The sequence below is a fragment of the uncultured Bradyrhizobium sp. genome (assembly GCF_964252615.1).
Lineage (GTDB): Bacteria > Pseudomonadota > Alphaproteobacteria > Rhizobiales > Xanthobacteraceae > Bradyrhizobium.
In genome coordinates, this window is the sequence record NZ_CAXUNQ010000001.1 from 146,804 (window position 1) to 166,277 (window position 19,474).

The 19,474-nt window shown below is 60.2% G+C and carries 14 protein-coding genes and 3 pseudogenes; 3 read left to right on the forward strand and 14 right to left on the reverse strand.

The annotated features are described in order from the left end of the window. Positions 1-40 precede the first annotated feature (40 nt). The 11 genes and pseudogenes from ACFE72_RS00675 to ACFE72_RS00725 form a co-directional block, all read right to left on the reverse strand. Positions 41-355: an alpha/beta fold hydrolase gene (locus tag ACFE72_RS00675; protein ID WP_375411117.1), complete on the reverse strand. Its 315-nt coding sequence runs from the start codon at positions 353-355 to the stop codon at positions 41-43. 11 nt (positions 356-366) lie between these two features. Next, complete coding sequence (locus ACFE72_RS00680) at positions 367-1,077, reverse strand: alpha/beta fold hydrolase (protein ID WP_375411118.1); 711 nt, start codon at positions 1,075-1,077, stop codon at positions 367-369. Next, the gene (locus ACFE72_RS00685) at positions 1,001-2,926 is read right to left on the reverse strand and encodes an acyl CoA:acetate/3-ketoacid CoA transferase (RefSeq protein WP_375411119.1); all 1,926 of its coding nucleotides are present in this window, start codon (positions 2,924-2,926) and stop codon (positions 1,001-1,003) included. Before ACFE72_RS00685 ends, ACFE72_RS00680 begins: the two co-directional genes overlap by 77 nt. Further along, positions 2,926-3,489, reverse strand: coding sequence for a hypothetical protein (locus tag ACFE72_RS00690; protein WP_375411120.1), 564 nt, complete (start codon positions 3,487-3,489; stop codon positions 2,926-2,928). Before ACFE72_RS00690 ends, ACFE72_RS00685 begins: the two co-directional genes overlap by 1 nt. 92 nt (positions 3,490-3,581) lie before the next feature. Continuing rightward, positions 3,582-4,754 (reverse strand): iron-containing alcohol dehydrogenase, encoded by a 1,173-nt coding sequence (locus ACFE72_RS00695; protein ID WP_375411121.1) that lies wholly within the window; start codon positions 4,752-4,754, stop codon positions 3,582-3,584. A 129-nt stretch (positions 4,755-4,883) separates the two neighbouring features. Then, complete coding sequence (locus tag ACFE72_RS00700) at positions 4,884-5,210, reverse strand: phasin family protein (protein ID WP_375411122.1); 327 nt, start codon at positions 5,208-5,210, stop codon at positions 4,884-4,886. 91 nt (positions 5,211-5,301) lie between these two features. Continuing rightward, on the reverse strand, positions 5,302-6,960 hold the full coding sequence (locus ACFE72_RS00705) for an acetolactate synthase large subunit (RefSeq protein WP_375411235.1): 1,659 nt from the start codon (positions 6,958-6,960) through the stop codon (positions 5,302-5,304). Positions 6,961-7,183: 223 nt separating this feature from the next. Continuing rightward, on the reverse strand, positions 7,184-8,515 hold the full coding sequence (locus tag ACFE72_RS00710) for an MFS transporter (RefSeq protein ID WP_375411123.1): 1,332 nt from the start codon (positions 8,513-8,515) through the stop codon (positions 7,184-7,186). Between the two features lie 92 nt (positions 8,516-8,607). Next, positions 8,608-9,324 carry a ribonuclease activity regulator RraA gene (locus ACFE72_RS00715; RefSeq protein ID WP_375411124.1) on the reverse strand — a complete coding sequence of 239 codons (717 nt, stop codon included), beginning with the start codon at positions 9,322-9,324 and terminating at the stop codon, positions 8,608-8,610. An 18-nt stretch (positions 9,325-9,342) separates the two neighbouring features. Continuing rightward, positions 9,343-11,091: an L-arabinonate dehydratase gene (araD, locus tag ACFE72_RS00720; RefSeq protein ID WP_375411125.1), complete on the reverse strand. Its 1,749-nt coding sequence runs from the start codon at positions 11,089-11,091 to the stop codon at positions 9,343-9,345. Between the two features lie 119 nt (positions 11,092-11,210). Continuing rightward, positions 11,211-12,798 (reverse strand): annotated as a pseudogene (locus ACFE72_RS00725) (aldehyde dehydrogenase (NADP(+))). A gap of 119 nt (positions 12,799-12,917) precedes the next feature. Here ACFE72_RS00725 and ACFE72_RS00730 point away from each other — a divergent pair. After that, positions 12,918-13,115 (forward strand): annotated as a pseudogene (locus ACFE72_RS00730) (LysR family transcriptional regulator); the annotation flags it as partial. 8 nt (positions 13,116-13,123) lie between these two features. On the opposite strand, the gene ACFE72_RS00735 reads toward ACFE72_RS00730, so the two are convergent. The 3 genes from ACFE72_RS00735 to ACFE72_RS00745 all read right to left on the reverse strand — a co-directional run bounded on the left by ACFE72_RS00735 (position 13,124) and on the right by ACFE72_RS00745 (position 16,262). Then, positions 13,124-14,062: a dihydrodipicolinate synthase family protein gene (locus tag ACFE72_RS00735; RefSeq protein WP_375411126.1), complete on the reverse strand. Its 939-nt coding sequence runs from the start codon at positions 14,060-14,062 to the stop codon at positions 13,124-13,126. A gap of 224 nt (positions 14,063-14,286) precedes the next feature. Then, entirely contained in the window at positions 14,287-15,192 is a 906-nt protein-coding gene (locus ACFE72_RS00740) for a dihydrodipicolinate synthase family protein (protein ID WP_375411127.1), read from the reverse strand. Positions 15,193-15,218: 26 nt separating this feature from the next. After that, positions 15,219-16,262 carry an SMP-30/gluconolactonase/LRE family protein gene (locus ACFE72_RS00745; protein WP_375411236.1) on the reverse strand — a complete coding sequence of 348 codons (1,044 nt, stop codon included), beginning with the start codon at positions 16,260-16,262 and terminating at the stop codon, positions 15,219-15,221. Between the two features lie 214 nt (positions 16,263-16,476). Here ACFE72_RS00745 and ACFE72_RS00750 point away from each other — a divergent pair. Beyond that, a pseudogene (locus ACFE72_RS00750) lies at positions 16,477-16,774 on the forward strand (thiamine pyrophosphate-dependent enzyme); the annotation flags it as partial. A gap of 827 nt (positions 16,775-17,601) precedes the next feature. Beyond that, positions 17,602-19,353, forward strand: coding sequence for an ATP-binding protein (locus ACFE72_RS00755; RefSeq protein WP_375411128.1), 1,752 nt, complete (start codon positions 17,602-17,604; stop codon positions 19,351-19,353). The last annotated feature ends 121 nt before the right edge of the window (positions 19,354-19,474 follow it).

Here is a 19,474-nt window from a genome sequence, read left to right on the forward strand (position 1 = left end):
AAAGCCGGCCGTCGCTGCGAAAAGAAACCGGCGCAAGGCGTTATTGCAGGCCGGAACTGTCGTCACTCAGAAAACGCGCGACAACGTCGATCTGATCCTGCGCGATCAGGGCTGGCGCGTGGCCGCAATCCTGCACCGTATACGCCGTCGCATTGCGGTTCCTGCGCAGCATGTCGGCAAGCACAGACTCGCGAAGCAGATCGGATTGCTGCCCGCGGATGACCAAAACGGGTACATCGATAGCGTCCCAATATTTCCAGAGGTCGACGCTGTAGTGCCAGGGATTGCGGAACGCATGGGCGACCCCTGGATCGCACAACGACTCGAAGCGCTGCCGCTCCGGCTTCCATTCCACACCATGGACGGTCAGATGACGCCAATGCTCATCCTGCAATTTCCCGAACGGAGCCAGTACCCGCCGGTAGTAGAGTTCCGCCGCCTCGATCGTATCGAAACTCTTCGGGGCTTCACTGAGGTTGGCGCCCAGACGAAGTAAACCGGCCCAGGGCAGATATGGCCCGATGTCGTTGATGACGATCCGCCGGCCCGGATTTCCGGGAGCGCCGCAAGGACCATCCCGACCAAGCCGCCCAGCGAGGTCCCAACCCAGTCGAATTCTTCTTTGCCCAACGCCGCCATTAAAACAGTCATGTCGCTGCAATACTGGGGAAGCACGTAATCGCTGCTGTCCTGCAGGCGTTCGCTTTGCCCGCGTCCGGGAAGATCGGGGCAAACGACACGACGGCCCTCGTCTGCCAGTGCAGCCGCGAGGTGATCGAAGTCGCGTCCATTGCGGGTCAGGCCGTGAACGCACAGCACGGGCCGGCCGGAAGACGGGCAGCCCCAATCGGTAAACGCAATGCGGTGAAAACTTCGCCGGGTCAGTCCTCGAACGGATCCGGTTCGATCTGGAACCAGATGTCGTCTGGCATGACCATCCGCGGAAATTTTCGAATCCATCGACGGCCGCCGCAGTTCGAGAGGAAGTGACTCCATCCGCCTATTTGACCACAAACTGGTGGGCGTCGGCGGATGTCTCAAAAATATGCGGCGCGACATTGCGGCGCGCCAGCGCATCTCCCAGCTTGAGGCGCATGAATGCGCTGGTGGTGTAGCGCGAGACATGATCGTAACATGCGTTCTCGACCTCCGCTGCCATGGAAAACCAGTCGTTGGCCATGTCGGGAGCGATATCAGATGAATCATAGTTGATGATCGCGGAGAAGCGATGTCCGACACGGGCAAAAATTTCAAGGACACCGTGCCGTATCGCTTCGACGTCGTCCGACGTGTGCACCCGGTAGCCGTCGAGGCCCAGAAACAGCGTGTTGCGTTTCTCGTCAAACACCAGCCGCTCGGACAAAGGCCGGTTGAGAAGCCGGTCGTCGAGTTGCATCAGGGCCTCGCGGAACAGCGCAGCATCCATGGCTTTCGGTGAACGGATGACGGGCCGGAATCCCATCAACGCGAGAATGTCGCGCTCGACATCGATGCCGGGCGCCACTTCAATCAGTTCGAGGCCCGCCGGCGTCAACTGGAATACGCATCGTTCGGTCACGTAGAGCACCGGCTGTCCATTGCTCGCAGCGAGCCGTCCCGAGAAGGTGATCTGATCGACTTTCTCGATGAATTTCGGCGATTTTCCTTCGCTGAGTATTCTCAGTTCGCCGTCAACGACGGCGGTCTTGAGGCCTCCGGTGGTGAACGTTCCTGCGAAGATCAACTCCCGTGCATTCTGCGAGATGTTGATAAATCCGCCGGCGCCGGCCAGGCGGCCGTTGAACAGGCTCACATTGACATCGCCGCTGGCGTTGACCTGCGCCATGCCGAGGCATGCAAGGTCCAGGCCGCCACCGTCATAAAAATCGAACATCTGATTCTGATCGATGATCGACTCCGCATTGATCGCGGCACCGAAATCCAGACCTCCTTGCGGAATTCCGCCAATGATACCCGGCTCGGCAGTCAGTGTGACAAAGTCGAACAGCTTTTCTTCTGCGGCAACCGAAGCGACACCTTCGGGCATGCCGATGCCGAGATTGACGACGCCGCCCATCGGCAGTTCCAGAGCGCATCGGCGCGCGATGATTTTCCGGTTGTCCAGCGGCAGCGGAACATTGCGATCTACGGGCACCCGCAATTCGCCGGAAAATGCTCCGTTGTAGCCCGTGGCATAGGTCTGGACGTGATTTTCCGGCCGCGCCACCACGACGCAGTCGATCAACACACTCGGAATCCTCACGTGCCGCGGATTGAGCGAACCGGACGCCGCAATGCGCTCGACCTGGGCGATGACAAACCCTTTACAGTTCTTGGCTGCGGTGGCCAGCGCCAAATTGTCGAGCGTTAATGCTTCCTTTTCCATCGAAATATTGCCGTTGTGATCGGCGGTCGTACCGCGAATAATCGCGACGTTGATTGGAAAGGCCTTGTAGAACAGCCATGGTTCGCCATCTATTTCCATCAGGCGCACCAGTTCCTCGGTGGTGCGCTGGTTCAGTTTTCCGCCACCGTTGGCCGGATCGACGAACGTCCCCAACCCCACTTTCGACAGCAAGCCGGCCTTGCGTCCGGCGATTTCACGAAACAGATGGGAGACGCAGCCGAGCGGCAAGTTGTACGCTTCGACGTCGTTGTCGACAGCCATCCGGGCCAACTTCGGCACCAGGCCGAAATGTCCGCCGATCAACCGCCTGATCAGACCGGGATGCGCCAGCCGATTGAGGCCGCGATCACCGCCGTCGCCAGGCGCCGCCGCGAACAGCAGCGCGAGATCTCGGGGTTCTCCGGTCTGGATGAAGCGACGTTCCAGCGCCTTGATGATCTCGTCCGGTGTTCCAACACCCACGAAGCCGGACGAGGCAACGGTGTCGCCGGACCGGATGATGGCGACCGCCTCGGCGGCGTCGACGATCTTGTTGCGCATCAGGCCTCACCCGCAGATGCCGCATCGCGGGCGATCAACCAGTCGGCGATGCTTTTGCTGAGTTCGCCCTGCGACTTGCTCGACACGAACAGCCCGACATGCCCGCCCGGAAACGGGATTTCAGTGTAGTCATTGCTACCGATCTTCGCGCCGAGCGCACGCGAGGAATCATCGATCGTTAGCCAGCGTTCGGTTAGGCCCGGGTGGCCCCGGTCGATCAGCCACAGATCGAGCCCTTTCGACCGCAAGCTGCGCACCAGCGAACGATCCGGCAGAAGGTCGGCCATGGTGTAGCATCCGATCAGGCCACAGGCGAGCAACGCCGGCGTGGTAGCCATTGCCTCGGCCGGCGGCTCGTAACGGAACAGTTCTACCTTGTCGCGACGCATGACGAGGTGCTTCGGCGTCGTGCCGATGGCGACGTCCTTATCCCTGGTCTGCCCGAGCAGTTGGGCCGCCTTGACCATCTTCTCGGCAGCGGCGGCCATGTCGTTGAAAAAACGCGTTGCTTGAGTCTCCTCTGTCATGGCCGGTCTTTCACCGCGCGCCCGGTTGGGCGCCAAGCTTCACCACCGCCTCGTCCGGCGAAGGAGCCGCCTCTGGTTCGGACGTGTCGCTCATCTCGTTCCTCGCCGCGAACGCCTGGGTGGTTTCATCAGGCTGCCGCCCTGTTTCCAAATGCTTCCGTGTAAATCGCCAGCGCGTCGTCGAAGGTGACTTCTCGTGGATTGTTGACGAGTAACCGGGTCTGTTTCATTGCGTCCTCGGCAAGTTTTTTCAGGTCACCGGAGCCTATGCCGACATCCGCAAGCGACGCCGGCACCTTGCAATCCCTGCAGATCGCCGCGATGGCATCGACGAAAAGCCGCGCCTTTTGGCCGACCGACATGCCTTCCGTCTTGGGATCGAGGATCGGCGCCAGTTCAGCATAAAGCGATTCGGCTTCCGGCAGATTGAAGCGCAGTACCTGGGTCAGGACCAGCGCGTTCGACAGGCCGTGGGGCACATGGAAGATCGCGCCGATCGGATACGCCAGCGCATGAACCGCAGCTACCGGCGAATTGGCAAAGGCCATGCCTGCCAGCATGGAGCCCAGCAACATCTGCGAACGCGCTTCCAGGTTTGACCCGTCCGTGCAGACCGTTCTCACATTTGCCGATAACAAAGCGAGCGCCTGCCGCGCCAGTTGATCCGACATCGGATTTTTCTTGTGCCGGCTCGTATAGGCTTCGATCGCATGCACCATGGCATCGATGCCGGTGGCCGCCGTGACGTGGGCTGGCAAGCCCAAGGTCAATTCCGGATCGAGAATCGCCCAATCCGGCAACAGCCGCGGCGAAACAACCCCCTTCTTTTCGGTTGTCGGCGTCGTGACGATGGCGATCGGAGTTACCTCCGAACCGGTGCCCGCCGTGGTCGGCACCAGAAGCAGCGGCAGCCGTTCTCCCTTGGCGAGGCCCACACCATAGATATCGTCGAGCCGATCAGGGGATCTGGCGAGATAAGCCACGAGCTTCGCGGTGTCCAGCGCGCTGCCGCCGCCGATCGAGGCAACAAGCCCGATATTCTTGTCGCGACAAAGCGCAACGGCCCGCTCGATCACATGAGACGGCGGATCGGCTTCGACATCCTCAAACACCGTCAACTCACAGCCACCGTCGACGAAGTCCTTCTCGGCATTCCCGGTCAATCCCGCGTTGCGTACGCCCTTATCGGTAACCAGCAAAACCCGCGTGACTCCATAACCCGCCACCAGTTCCGCCAATTTCCGCGACGCCCCGGCCTCGAACAGAATGTTCGGCGGCGCCTGGAATGTAAAAGCTTTCATCTTTGTCTCCTGATCTGATGCCGTAACAAACACAAACGCGGCTGCAAAATCGTCGGTCACCACGTCGACCGGCTTCAACCGCCGTCCTGGTGCAGTCGACGCGGATGGCACGGACTATCGCGTGCGGTATTACTTGTTCAGATCGACCGGCGGCGGCTTGCTGATCAGACTCCCGAGTTCCCGAAACTGCTCCGCCATCTTTTCCATCTGTTCTTTCAGGTGGTTTTGATAGACGGCGCCTATTTCCTGCGGATCTTTCGCATGCAACAGCCGTTGTGCAAGTTCGAAACCCGCGGCTATGTTTGCTTCCGCGTACGCCGCCGCTTTTTCGTTCATTTCCTTGACGCTGGAATACGTCGCCCGAACGCCGGAGTCGGCTTTATCGCGGATCTTTTGCGATTCAGTCATGTATTTCGAAACCGCGTCTTTCGCCTTATCAAGCGTGGTCTGCGCCATTTCGCGCATCTTTTCGGTTTGCTCGCTGATTTTATCAGTCATCGCACTCTCCTGTGATCGGGTAGGAATCGCCGTCCGGCACGGCGGTTATTCACACCACCGGGTCATCGACCTGTTTCAGTTTTTCGCGAAGCTCGTCGATCAGAACACGCATGTTTTCGCTGTAATCGATGGGAACGACGACGAGGTGAACCCCGCCGCCCTTGAACGCGCGCTTGAGCGTCGGGAGCAGGTCATCGGTACGTTCGACCCGTGAGCCTTTCGCACCATAACTCTCGGCATATTTAACGAAGTCCGGATTTCCAAATGTCAGGCCGAAATCCGGGAAATGATCCACTGCCTGCTTCCACCGGATCATCCCGTAAGCGGAGTCTTCAAGGATCAGCACGACGAGATTCAATTTCAGGCGAACCGCGGTTTCCATTTCCTGCGAATTCATCATGAAGCCGCCGTCGCCGCAGACGGCGAGCACCCGGCGTTCGGGGTTGAGCATCGCGGCCATCATCGCGGACGGCAGCCCGGCACCCATGGTCGCCAATGCGTTATCAAGCAGCAGCGTGTTCGCCACGTAGGTTCGATAGTTTCGTGCGAACCAGATCTTGTACATACCGTTGTCCAGAGCGACGATGCCGTCCTCCGGGATGACCTTTCTTACATCGTGCACGATGCGTTGGGGGGTGGGTGGCCAGCGTTCTTCGGTGGCGCGGTCGGCGATGCGGCTCAAAATGTTTTCGCGGAGACTCAACAAAGCGCCGGCATTGTGCAGCCGGCCCTCGACGCGGTCGGCAAGCAGTTCAAGGCTGGGCCCGACATCGCCCACGACTTCACACTGCGGAAAGTAAACTCTCTCCACATTGGCAGGCGTGTAGCTGACATGGATCACTTGCGGGCCTTTCGGGCCCATGATGAACGGCGGTTTCTCGATCGTGTCGTGGCCGATGGCAATGATCAGATCGGCACGATCGACCGCTTCGTGAACGTAGTCGCGCTCGCTCAGCGCGGCAGTTCCCATATAGAGCTTGCTTCCGCCGGGCACCGTTCCTTTCCCCATCTGGGTCGTGAAAAACGGAATCTGGGTACGCCTGACAAACCCTCCGATTCCCGCCGTGCTTCGCGGACGGGAAGCCGCAGCGCCCAGCATGATCAACGGCCTCTTTGCCTTAAGGATCATTTCGGCGGCACGATCCAGTGAGGCTCGATGAGCCACCGGGATCTCAATCGGATGTTGCGGCACCATCGCTATCGATTCGGCCTCCTCCCCGGCGACATCCTCAGGCAATTCAAGCAGAACGGGACCCGGCCGCTCTTCCATGGCGATCCGGAATGCGTCGCGCACCAGGGTTGGAATGCTGCTGGTACTGACGATCTGAAGGGAGAGCTTGGTGAGCGGTTTGAATGCACTCACAACATCGACGATCTGGAATTTTGCCTGGCGGCTGCTCATGATGCCCTTTTGCCCGGTGAGCATGATTACGGGCATGGCACCTAGCAACGCATAGGCCGCTCCGGTCGTCAGGTTGAGCGCCCCCGGGCCCAGCGTTGTAATGCACACGCCGGGCTTGCCGGTCAGGCGGCCGTAGGTCGCCGCCATGAAGGCCGCGCCCTGCTCGTGACGGGTCAGGATCAATTTGATCGACGAGCTTCGCAAACTCTCGACCACATCCAGATTCTCCTCGCCGGGCACTCCGAAAATGCGGTCGACGCCTTCATTTTCGAGAGCGGCTACCAGCAAATCTGACCCTTTGGGCATCTTTCCTCTCCCCGGTCTCTCTTTACCAAATGACAAGTCGTCGCACTAAGAGGTCGCTTCTGTCCAGCCGATTGACTGCGCAGGCAGCGGCCGCGTTAAACTGGCGTGGTATTCCTGATGCCAGCGCTAACGCGACCGACGGGCGCGACACAGCACGCATCCGATATGAAATATGCGGCATGTCATCTTGCACCGCCGCCGCATTTGTACGCCGATCAATCGCTCACGTGCTGACCCGCGTCACTCCTGACATTACATCGGCTGCCGCCGTTTTGCGCGACGGTGCGGTCATAAACGCAAGGATGCCCGAGATAACTGCGCATGCTGCCAGAAAATAAAGTGCATTGGCAAAGCCGCCGGTCGAGTCCTTGATCCACCCGACCACGAACGGGCCGACGAATCCGCCGAGATTCCCGACCGAGTTGATCATGGCGATGCCGCCCGCCGCGGCGGTGCCAGTCAAGAATTCGCTCGGCATGGTCCAGAACGGCGCCTTGCAGCCATAGAGGCCGATGGTAGCGATAGCCACGGCGACAAGAGCAGTCAGCGTACTCCCGTAGTAACCGGCAGTGGCAAGGCCCGCAGCTCCGAGCAGGCAAGCGATGATATAGTGCCACTTGCGCTCCTTGGTCTTGTCGGACGACCAGCTCCAGACCAGCAATCCGACTGTACCGACAAGGTAAGGGGCGGCCGTCAGAAGTCCGGTTCGAACGTCGCTTCCTCCCAACCCCTTGACGATCTGCGGCAGAAAAAATGTGATTCCATATGTCGCGGACACGATAGTGAAATACATCATGGCCAACGACAACACGCGCAAATCGGTAAAGGTGCGCCACAGCGTCATGTGCCTGCTTTGCCTGCTCAGGAGCGTTTGCCGTTCAGCTTCGATCGTGGAGCTTAGCCAGGTCTTTTCATCGGGCTTCAACCAGTTGGCAATTTCGGGACGGTCGGTCAGATAGCGAAGTACGACAAACCCGAGCAGAACCGCCGGCGCCGCCTCGACGAGATAGAGCCACTGCCAACCGGCGATGCCCAACGCGCCGTCAAGGCCAAGAAGCGCGCCTGAGATCGCGGCGGTCACGGCATTCGCGACTGGAACGGCAAGATACAAGGTCGAAAGAACGCGACTCCGGTACGTCTTCGGAAACCAATAGGTGAAGTAGAGAATGACGCCGGGGAAGAATCCCGCCTCCGCCACCCCAAGAAAAAAGCGCATGATGACGAAGCTTGTCGGTCCCTGGGCGAAAGCCATTGCTCCCGCCATCAATCCCCACGTGATCATGATGCGGGCGATCCATCGCCGCGCGCCTATTTCCTCGAGAAAGAGGTTGCTCGGAACCTCGAACAGGAAGTAGCCGAGAAAGAAGATGCCGGCGCCAAAGCCGTAGTCCTTGGCATCCAGTCCCAGGGCATTCGACATCCCTCCCGTCGCGGCAAAACTTACGTTCGTTCGGTCGATATACGCTACGAGGTAGATAATGACGATGAGCGGCAACAGCCGCCACGCGACCCGGCGGATCGTTCGGCGCTCAACCTCGCTTATGTTCTTCGTCATACGATCCTCCCGTTCCATTCGCCCCTATGGGCGTTACCGCGCAGTCGCTGGCAGGACCATTCGACCGGTGAACTTGCCGCGTTGGAAGCTCATCACCGGTCTTGTTTTTTTCGCCAGGCCGCAAAGTCGGTCAACGTCTGATCATCGGTCGCCGGATATAAACCCAGGATCGAGCGGCCGCCCCGGACTTGCTCGGTGACAAAATCCTCGAATGCCGTCATCTCGATGGTCTCGTCGGCGAGCTCGTCGGCGAGCCCCGCTGGAAGAATGATGACACCATCGGCGTCCCCTACCACCACATCGCCAGGAAACACCGGCGCGTCGCCGCACCCGATCGGGCCGTTGATCTCGATCGCCTGATGCAGCGTAAGATTTGTCGGTGCGCTGGGCCGGCTGTGAAACGCCGGGAAACCGAGAGCGGCAATTTCCGCCGAGTCGCGGAAACCGCCGTCGGTCACGACGCCGGCCACGCCACGCACCATCAAGCGCGTGATCAGGATGCCGCCCGCCGATGCCGCACGTGCATCCTTCCGGCTGTCAATCACGAAGACTGCACCGGGCGGACATTCCTCGACTGCCTTGCGTTGCGGATGGCCGCGATCGCGGAAAGCAGCCAACGGATTGAGATCTTCGCGCGCCGGCATGTAGCGAAGCGTGAAGGCTTCCCCGACCATGCTTTCCTGCAACGGACTTAAGGGATGAACGTTCTGGATGAATTGCTGGCGCAGACCCCGCTTGTACAACGCGGTTGCCAGCGTCGGCGTGCTAACGCGCTTCAACTTGTCCCGGGTTTCCGAGTTCAGGGCCATGGAATTCTTCCTTCTTGATCAATAGATCGCAGGTTCTTTGACCGGTGCGCCGAAGCTAGTTTTCAGAAAATCAAAATCGCAGCCTTCATTTGCCTGCTGAATATGGCGCGTGAACATCCAGCCGTAGCCGCGCTCGAACCGGGTTTCGGGCTGCTTCCATTCGGCGCGGCGTCGGGCAAGCTCCGCTTCCGGCACATCGAGATTGATGGTGCGCGCCGCGACGTCCAGCGTAATCTGGTCTCCGTTCTGCACCAGCGCCAGCGGTCCGCCGATATAGGATTCGGGGGAGACGTGCAGGATGCAGGCGCCGTAACTGGTGCCGCTCATGCGCGCGTCGCTCAATCGTACCATGTCGCGGACGCCCTGCTTCACCAGTTTTGTCGGGATCGGCAGCATGCCCCATTCCGGCATGCCCGGGCCTCCTTGAGGTCCGGCGTTGCGCAAAATCAGCACGTGGTCGGCGGTGACATCGATGTCGGGATCGTCGATCGCCTTTTTCATCGACGGATAATCGTCGAACACGAGCGCGGGACCACTGTGTTTGAGAAAACGTTGCTCGCATGCGCTGGGTTTTATGACACAGCCGTCCGGCGCAAGATTTCCCTTCAGCACCGCCAGCGCGCCTTCGGCGTAGATCGGGTCCTTCATCGTTCGGATTACATCGTCATTGTAGACCTCCGCGCCGGTGATGTTCTCGCCGAGAGTCTTGCCGGTCACGGTGACGCAATCGAGATGCAGGTGATCCTTGATCCGCGTCATCAGGCCCGGCAGTCCGCCGGCGTAGAAAAAATCTTCCATCAGGTATTTGTCGCCCGATGGCCGCACATTGGCGATCACAGGTACCTTGCGGCTGGCGATTTCGAAGTCGTCAAGACCGATGTCCTGACCGGCGCGGCGCGCCTGCGCAATCAGATGGATAATCGCATTGGTTGAACAGCCCATCGCCATTGCCACGGTAATGGCGTTCTCGAATGCCTTTCGGGTCTGGATTTTCTGCGGCGTCAGGTCTTCCCATACCATCGCGACGATGCGGCGTCCGGATTCCGAGGCCATGCGGATATGGCCCGCGTCTGCCGCGGGGATCGACGATGCGCCCGGCAAAGTCATGCCGATGGATTCGGCAATCGCAGTCATGGTGCTCGCCGTACCCATGGTCATGCAGGTGCCGTAGCTGCGGGCGATGCCGGCTTCGACGTCGACCCAGTCTTTGTCGGAGATTTTGCCCGCCCGGCGCTCGTCCCAGTATTTCCAGGCATCGGAACCTGAACCCAGCGTTTTGCCTTTCCAGTTGCCGCGCAGCATCGGCCCGGCGGGAAGATAGATCGCCGGAATATTCATGCTGGTGGCGCCCAAGAGCAGTGCCGGCGTGGTCTTGTCGCAACCGCCCATCAACACAACGCCGTCCACCGGATGCCCGCGCAAAAGCTCTTCGGCATCCATCGCCAGCAGGTTGCGGTAGAGCATTGTGGTCGGCTTCAAAAACGATTCCGACAGCGACAGTGCCGGCAATTCCATCGGAAATCCGCCGGCCAAGAGGATGCCGCGCTTGACGTCGTCAACCCGGGTCTTGAAATGCATGTGGCAAGGCTGCGCGTCGGACCAGGTGTTTAATATCGCTATGACGGGACGCCCTGCCCACTCCTCCGGGGCGTAGCCCATCTGCATCGCGCGGGAGCGATGCCCGAACGCCCTTAAATCATCCGGCGCAAACCAGCGCGCACTGCGCAGTTCGGCCGCTGTCTTGCGATGTTCCGGGTTCTGGGGCATAGGCGTCGTCCTCCGGTTTTCCCGGGCGATCGCGCCGCCGCCCTGGGACTTGAGATACGCGTTGGATCGTTAACGGTCCAAATCGAATTCAGTATCGATCAATGCGAATGCAGCATTGATCATGTAGACCCGGGCACCCCGTCGATGCGGCGCCACAGGTCAAGCGGATTATCATCGCGCAAAGCCTCCGGCAGCAAGGCGGCGGGCAAGTCCTGGTAGCAAACAGGACGCAGAAATCGCCGGATGGCAAGACTGCCGACCGAAGTAGTGCGACTGTCGCTGGTGGACGGATACGGTCCGCCGTGCACCATTGCATGGCCAACTTCGACGCCCGTCGGCCAGCCGTTGACCAGCACACGTCCAACCCGGCGCTCCAATACAGGCCTTAGGGTGCGCGCAGCCTCTATGTCGGCGGGATCGTCGAGGTGCAGCGTCGCGGTGAGCTGTCCTTCCATATCTTCGATCAGGCTGCGCATCGTTGCAACATCGGGACAGCGAACGATGACGGAGGAAGAGCCGAAAACCTCCTCTTGCACTGCAGGGTCGGACTTGAATCCCCGAGCGTCGGTCGCGAATAGAACCGCCTGACCCTCGAACGAGCCATTACGCGGTTCAACGCCACGGGCGATCTCCGTCAAGCATGGGCTGGCGGCAAGCTTTGTCACACCCTCCCGGTAGGCGTTATGTATGCCGGCCGTGAGCATCGTCGCGGCCGGCGTAACGCCCAGCGCCGCCGCTGCAGCGTTCAGGAAGTCGTTTAGTCCTGGACCTTCCACGGCGCACACCAATCCCGGGTTGGTACAGAATTGCCCTGCTCCCATCGAGAGCGATCCGGCAAAACCCTTGCCTATCGCGGCGCCGCGCGATGCAAGTGCCGCGGGCAACAAGAACACAGGATTGATGCTGCTCATCTCCGCATAGACCGGAATTGGCTCCGGCCGGTTTGCCGCGATATGGACAAGCGCAAGACCGGCGCGACGGGAGCCGGTAAAGCCCACCGCCTTGATGCGCGGATCTGCAACGAGCGCGCCGCCGACTTCATATCCCGCATCGACAAGCAGAGAGAACACCCCGGCCGGTAATCCGCAGGCCGCAACAGCGGCCTGAATAGCCCGTCCAGCCAACTCGGACGTGCCGAGGTGTGCGGGATGCGCTTTTGCCACCACGGGACAACCTGCCGCGAGCGCCGAAACCGTATCGCCGCCGGCCACGGAAAAAGCGAGCGGAAAGTTGCTGGCGCCGAACACGGCGACGGGACCCGATACCGATATGCCGCTGGCGCAAATCCGAGCGAGGCATCGGCGTACGCGAAGGTTGGGCAGGGTCAATTCTTGCCTCTATCCACCCGCCGTCACGTACCACCTCCGCAAAAAGGCGAAGCTGGCCCACCGTCCGTCCGCGCTCGCCTTCGATACGGCCTCTCGGCAGTCCGGTCTCGGCGCAGGCGCGCTCGATCAACGAGTCGCCCAATGCCAGAAGCTGTTCGGCGATACTCTCAAGAAACCCCGCGCGCACCTCCAGGCCGGTCTCACGGAATGCATCGAACGCTGCCCAGGCCAATTCGCAGGCGTGATCGACGTCGAATAACGTGCCGCCCGCAAATGATGGGTCAAGATTACTGCCGTTTGACGGATTGACCGCGCGCATCTGGCCACCCTTTCCCCGCACTGCAGCACCGCCGATAAGCATGTCACCAGTTAATTGCATCGCGGCGTTTCCTCTCTCGGCTCCTTGCCGGCGCTGTCGCCGTTGCGCCTGGACTTTACGGGAGGCATCATTGCAGGTCTAAGATAGAGTCGGCATCAACCAATGCAGAAGTAGCATCAATGTTCGAGTTCAGTCAGTTGCGATGTTTCCTTGCCGTCGCGGAGGATCTGCATTTCGGGCGGGCGGCTCAACGCATGAATATGACGCAACCGCCGCTCAGTCGTCAGATTCAGCTCCTGGAGCATGAGCTAGGCGTCAGCTTGTTCGAGCGCACCAGCCGCGCGGTCAAAATGACTCCGACTAACCGACGCTCGTTGTGACGGATTTAACCGGTCGCTTTGGATTTAGCCCGCGGCGAGATCAAGGACCAGGACGTCAGCAGACGCTTGAGTTCCGTCATCTGCTTTTCCGTCAACGGCCAGGCGGACGGCGGACGGGTCGGTCCGCAATCGTCTCCCATAAGCTGCAGCGCGGCCTTGACCGCGGTCACGTTCGTGCCGTTCTGTTCCTCGGCGCGAATTTCTTCGAAGCCGGACATCACGTCGATCAACTGCCTGGCACGCACGTAATCGCCCGCCTCAAGCGCGGCATGGATGGCGACCGAATGCTCCGGCCAGACGTTGATCAGTCCCGATGTGAAGCCGCGTGCACCGACAGCACACAGCGGCGGCGCCCAAGTTTCTGCCAATCCGCCGACCCAGACAATGTCGGGATCGCCGCGGCGGATCGCTTCGGCAAGGCGCAACGGCGTAGGCGAAGCCCATTTGACGCCCGCAACGCCCGGGACCTTGCATAATTGTTCGATCGCATCGAGGCCGATCCCGTCGTTGCGCAGATAAAGCATGAGCGGAAGGCCATCCCCGGCTTCGGCGATCCGCTGCACATAGGCTATGACGCCGCGCGGCGAAACGAACGGATCGGGCGGTTGATGCACCATCAATGCGGTCGCCCCGGCAGTTTTCGACGCACGCGCAAGCTTGCAGGCGTCATTGATGCCGCGGCCAACGCCGGCCAGCAGAGGAACACGGCCGGCAATCTGCTCCGCGACCGAATGCACCATTTTCTCGGCTTCCACCGTGGTCAAGCCATAGAATTCCCCGGTGTTGCCGTTGGCGACCAGAATATGAACGCCGGCGCTAATCGCGCGGTCGACGATCGGCGTGAGCCTAGCGGGAGCAATTTTATCTTGCGCGTCAAAGGGCGTGACCAGAATCCCGGAAATACCTGTAAGCGCCTTACGCAATTTTGGTTCAATCGACGTCATTTACGTCTCCCTAGATCAAATTAGTCCAGCAAGCGCACTCGCCGTTTAGCCTAACCTATTGGAGCGATTGTTACAGGTCCAAGCCAGAATCGGCATTGGTCGATACAGAAAGTGGATTGACGTATGACCGCATGTTCCGACGAACACCAGCACACCGTCGCACGAACCAAATGGCGAGAAATGAAACCCACCTGCGTTTCGCTACGCCGATACGGCGCAGGATACTATGCGGATGCGGTCAAGGCGCGGTCGAGCCGGCGAAGAAGGAGGTCGATCTCAGCCAGGTGTTGACCGCTTAAAGATGGTCCGGGCCGCCGCATGGTCGCGTGCCGGATCGCACCACGCCTGCGCATGACTTCCTTGCGGGCGGCAACGCCCCAAAAACCCTGCGCTTCATAATCGAGCAACGGCAGGTAATGGCCGAAAAGGTCATGAGCGGCCTCGATCTGCCCCTCGGTATGGAGCCGATAAACGCTAGAAAGCATTTCAGGGTGGGAAAAACCCGCCATCGGACCGTCAATTCCACGCGCCATCTCATACGGCAGATAGAGGCCGTTGTTGCCGGTCATAATCGTCACGCGGCGCCCCTGGCCGGCTCGGAGCTTGCTGATTTTTTCGAGACTCGGAATGTCCTCTTCCTTAACGACCTTGATCTGGCGGAAAGTCTCAATCAGCCGCAACATGGATGGCACCGACATCCAGACCCCGGTCGATCCTGGAAAATCCTGCAGCACGACCGGTATATCGCCGATCATCTCGAACACTGCGGAAAAATAGCCGAACAGTTCCTCTTCGGTACGAATGCCCGAGGGCGGAGCGATCATGACGCCGGAAGCGCCACGATCCATTGCTTCGCCCGCGAGCATCTTTAACTGAGCTGAGCTCGAATTGCTGACGCCCACGATAACGGGCTTGCCGGTTGCGCGCGCAATGAAACGGGACGAAACGTCGAGCGCTTCCTGCGGCGTGAGTTTGCCGCCCTCGCCGCTGACGCCAAGCACGACAAAACCGTTTGCGCCATGCTTAAGATAGAAATCGGTCAGCGTATCGATGCTGGCCAAATCAACGGAGCCCCGATCATCGAACGGTGTTTGCGCGATGATGACACTACCCGAGAGACCGTCCAGCATGGCCAGGGTTCCCAACGTTATTGATCTTATACGGCGCCGTGCGCTTCGACATAAAGCGCATAGAGCGAGTGGCAGCTTGCCATGAACAGACGATTTTTCTTAGGGCCGCCGAAGGTTAAGTTGGCGCAGCGTTCCGGCAGGTGGATGAAACCGATCGTCTTGCCCTGAGGATTGAAGACCATCACGCCATCGAGTTCGTCGGATTTGGCGGACGGCGAGCCATTGCTGCCCCAGCCACACCAAAAGTTGCCGTCGGTGTCGATCCTGAAGCCGTCGAGCGAACCGGGCCCGTTGGCATCGACGACTTTTGTCTTGTTCGACAAGGCCGCGCCGTCGGTACCGACATCGTAGCCCCAGATGACTCGGTTCGGCTGCGCGCGCGACTCGACGACGAAGAGTCTCTTTTCATCCGGCGAGAATGCCAGGCCATTCGGCCCATTGAGTTCGGCGGTCACCAGGCCGAGCTTGCCGTCCGGCGCGATGCGGTAGACGGCATGAGGTAATTCAGGTGTGGCCTTGTCGCCTTCCCAGTTGCCGGCGATTCCGAACGGCGGGTCGGTAAACCATATCGAACCGTCCGACTTGCAGATAATATCGTTGGGTGAATTGAGACGCTTGCCGTCAAAGCTGTCGGCCAGCACGGTGATTTTGCCGTCATATTCCGTGCGGGTCACGCGACGGGTCAAGTGTTCGCAGCTTATTAACCGCCCCTGGCGGTCGCGGGCATTGCCGTTGGCGAAATTGGATGGATGCCGAAAGACGCCCCAGGCGCCGCTGGCTTCGTCGTAGCGCATGATGCGGTTGTTCGGGATGTCGCTGACCAGAACGTAGCGGCCGTCGCCGAACCATACCGGCCCCTCCGCCCACCGCATGCCAGTCCCAAGCTGCTCGACCGTGCTGCTGTAGAGCCGGTACTTTGCAAAGCTCGGATCGAGGATTTCGACCGACGGATCGGGGTAGCGCTGGTTCGGCTTGAAATCGAAGGACTGCGCGGCTGCGTTTTGTGGAAGAACGCCGGCCGCGACCGCGGCTCCAGCAGCGCCAAGTATGTTTCGCCTGCTTAAATCCATAATCCACCTCCGGACTACGGCGTGTTTGTCGGAGAAGGACCTCGCGCGCTCCGCCCCGCCGTTCCAGCAAGCATAACGGCGTCTTCGTTCCCGGTCCAAACCAGAATTAATATCCTCCGATACAGAATTTGCATCGTTGCCGGCGCTGTCAGTGCTCGCGGAGTGTTTTATTTTGGTGCAACCCTAGTCCTAGGCGCGGTCAACGCGCTTCGGGCTGCTCGACAACAGCATGTATGGCACCATCCGCATGCATCAGGAACGTCACCACCCGCGGCGGGTTTCTGCGACGCGCTTGAAGAATCCGGACTTCGCCGCGCTGGCACGAGATTTTGGTGGATTCGCCGAGCGCGTTGAACGCACGAAGGACTTCGCGTCGGCGTTCGAGCGCGCGCTTGGTTCAGGCAAGCCGTCCATCCTGCACTGCATTGTGGGATCCGCAGGCGCTGATGCCAAGCTTGACGCTGGATGCCATCCGAAAGCAGAGCGAGGGAGCTAGCCGGAAAACCGATTAATTTGCGCGCGCCGACTCGGCGGTTCGGCTCGCAAGATCTTCGAGATTGATCCGCAGCTGTTCCAGAACGAAGATGACACCGAATACATGCGCGACCGGTCGCACCGGCGGCTCGCATTTCCCCATCGCTCCCCTGAAGTTGGCAATCGCTTCGGTCACCTAATCGAAACTTGCAGCCCTCGCCGGCCAATCAGAGCGACCCGCCGGCGCCTGTTTGGGTCACAATGAGCGCCGTGAGAGCGCTCGAGCACCCCTGCTGAAGCCCAAGTGCCGTAGCGACCGTGAATGCCACGACGCTTGCGACGGTCATTCGAAGGCGAGCCTAAGCTCCAGCCGGTGATCAGGGAGCATTTAACTGCTGTGCCAAACATCGAGTTGCAATACCACCGTCGTCAGGACGGCTGCAACGCGGTCCGCCCGGGACCGCGGCGCGAGCGGAGCGGCAACTCCGGCTTGTCGGTACGCAGCCTCTTCCAGCAGGTTTCGGAAGAGAAATACGTGTTGAAAACAAAAACTAATACCGATCGGCCAATCCGAACTGGTCGATTACAGGTGCCGCGGCCGCCGTGCAGCTCGGAAAGTACCGGCGGGCCCATCCTCTCCCGTTGGTAAACGAGGGATGAAGCGAACCTGCTGCGTAGCCGCAAAACACATTAAATGCCGAATTGCAGGTCAGGTCCGAGTGATGCCCTGATTGTCCCGCCAACCGATGGCAGGCGAAATATGTCGCTGTATTAACCCCCTCCCGGTGCCGCAGGTTAACAGTTTCTCCAATTTCCGCCTGCATAGTCGGCAAAACATAGGGCGCGGCGACGCGAAATTCCAGACATGTCAATTCCAGCAACTGCGGCATCTTTCGGGCGCGTAATTTCGGTCCGCGGATCGCTGGCGCGCGTCGGTCTGCTGGCATCTAACCAAATGGCACCATCCGAAGTGCGGGCCACCGTCGGCCGCTTCGTCAGCATCCGCTGCTCGAATTCCACCATCGTCGCGATGATCACGGAAGTGTCCTGCGAAAATTTGCCTAGCTCGGATATTTACATCGCCAGCGCTTCCGTCGATCTGCTCGGGGAAATTCTTGGCGGCCCGATCCGGCCCAAATTTCAGCGCGGCGTCACAAACTACCCGACCATTGGCGACGCCGTCGAGCTTATCACCAATCAGGAACTGCGAACCGTCTACGCGCCGACGGGGGCGGACCAGATTAATGTCGGCACCCTGCAGCAGGACCAGTCCGTCATCGCCTATGTCGATGTCGAGGAAATGCTCAGCAAGCATTTCGCGGTACTCGGCTCCACCGGCGTCGGTAAATCGAGCGGCGTCTCGCTGCTGCTGAATGAAATTCTGCGGGTGCGGCCGAACCTGCGCATCTTCCTGCTGGACGTCCACAATGAATACGGCCGTTGCTTCGGCGACCGGGCCCTTGTCCTCAACCCCCGCAACCTGAAACTGCCATTTTGGCTGTTCAATTTCGAAGAAATCGTCGATGTGCTGTTCGCCGGCCGCCCCGGCGTGCCGGAGGAACTGGACATCCTGGCGGAAGTCATCCCGATGGCAAAGGGAATCTACACCCAATATCAGAACGCCGACCGCGTGGGCTTGAAGCGGATCGATCCCAAAAGCATCGGGTATACCGCCGATACGCCCGTTCCCTATCGTCTGGTCGACCTGATTTCGCTGATCGATGAACGCATGGGCAAGCTCGAAAATCGCTCGTCGCGGATCATCTATCACAAACTGATTTCGCGCATCGAGACGGTGCGCAACGATCCACGCTATGCGTTCATGTTCGACAACGCCAATGTAGGCGGCGACACCATGGCGGAAGTGATCAGCCATCTGTTCCGACTGCCGGCCAACGGTCGGCCGATGACCATCATGCAGCTCGCCGGCTTCCCCGCCGAAGTTGTCGATTCGGTGGTCTCGGTACTGTGCCGGATGGCATTCGATTTCGGCCTGTGGAGCGACGGCGTTTCGCCGTTGCTGTTCGTCTGCGAAGAGGCGCATCGCTACGCTTCCGCCGACCGCAACATCGGTTTCGGTCCGACCCGCAAGGCGGTGTCGCGCATTGCCAAGGAAGGCCGCAAATACGGCGTCTATCTTGGGCTCGTGACGCAGCGGCCTGCGGAACTCGACGCCACCATCATTTCCCAGTGCAATACGCTGTTTGCGATGCGTCTTGCCAACGACCGCGACCAGGCGCTGTTGCGCTCGGCCGTGTCGGACGCTGCGGCGAACCTGCTGTCGTTTATCCCCTCGCTCGGCACCCGCGAAGTTCTTGCGTTCGGCGAAGGCGTGGCGCTGCCGACCAGGCTACGCTTCAAGGAAGTCCCTCCGCATCAATTGCCCCGAAGCGAGGCGGCGATTTCGACCGTGCCATCGGCTAGCGCCGGCCACGACATGCATTTCGTCGGCGCCGTGTTGGAGCGCTGGCGCGGAGCCACCTCGCATCGCGACGTGCCAAACGAACCCGGCATTAACGAGCGACCGGCTGCGCGCATGGTCGAAGCGCCGCTGCTGCAGCCATCGATGGGCCTTGATCCCGACCGCTTCTCGCTTCTGAAAAAGCCGCTGCGCTGATCTTCCAGATCGAGCCGGCGCGGCGATCAGGACGCGCTTTCCGACGCGGCGGTCATCGACTATGATCGCCAGGGGGGCATCCGCCGCCCGGACGGACGATCTTCATGTCGCAGCCCCCAGC

What these genes read in the sequence shown, in the direction of transcription:
- ACFE72_RS00745 (WP_375411236.1), bottom strand. Translation starts at nt 16,262, where the DNA reads ATGGATTTAAGCAGGCGAAACATACTTGGCGCTGCTGGAGCCGCGGTC.
- ACFE72_RS00685 (WP_375411119.1), bottom strand. Translation starts at nt 2,926, where the DNA reads ATGCGCAACAAGATCGTCGACGCCGCCGAGGCGGTCGCCATCATCCGG.
- ACFE72_RS00755 (WP_375411128.1), top strand. Translation starts at nt 17,602, where the DNA reads ATGTCAATTCCAGCAACTGCGGCATCTTTCGGGCGCGTAATTTCGGTC.
- ACFE72_RS00700 (WP_375411122.1), bottom strand. Translation starts at nt 5,210, where the DNA reads ATGGCGCAGACCACGCTTGATAAGGCGAAAGACGCGGTTTCGAAATAC.
- ACFE72_RS00735 (WP_375411126.1), bottom strand. Translation starts at nt 14,062, where the DNA reads ATGACGTCGATTGAACCAAAATTGCGTAAGGCGCTTACAGGTATTTCC.
- araD (WP_375411125.1), bottom strand. Translation starts at nt 11,091, where the DNA reads ATGCCCCAGAACCCGGAACATCGCAAGACAGCGGCCGAACTGCGCAGT.
- ACFE72_RS00740 (WP_375411127.1), bottom strand. Translation starts at nt 15,192, where the DNA reads ATGCTGGACGGTCTCTCGGGTAGTGTCATCATCGCGCAAACACCGTTC.
- ACFE72_RS00680 (WP_375411118.1), bottom strand. Translation starts at nt 1,077, where the DNA reads ATGCGCTGGCGCGCCGCAATGTCGCGCCGCATATTTTTGAGACATCCG.
- ACFE72_RS00695 (WP_375411121.1), bottom strand. Translation starts at nt 4,754, where the DNA reads ATGAAAGCTTTTACATTCCAGGCGCCGCCGAACATTCTGTTCGAGGCC.
- ACFE72_RS00710 (WP_375411123.1), bottom strand. Translation starts at nt 8,515, where the DNA reads ATGACGAAGAACATAAGCGAGGTTGAGCGCCGAACGATCCGCCGGGTC.
- ACFE72_RS00715 (WP_375411124.1), bottom strand. Translation starts at nt 9,324, where the DNA reads ATGGCCCTGAACTCGGAAACCCGGGACAAGTTGAAGCGCGTTAGCACG.
- ACFE72_RS00705 (WP_375411235.1), bottom strand. Translation starts at nt 6,960, where the DNA reads ATGCCCAAAGGGTCAGATTTGCTGGTAGCCGCTCTCGAAAATGAAGGC.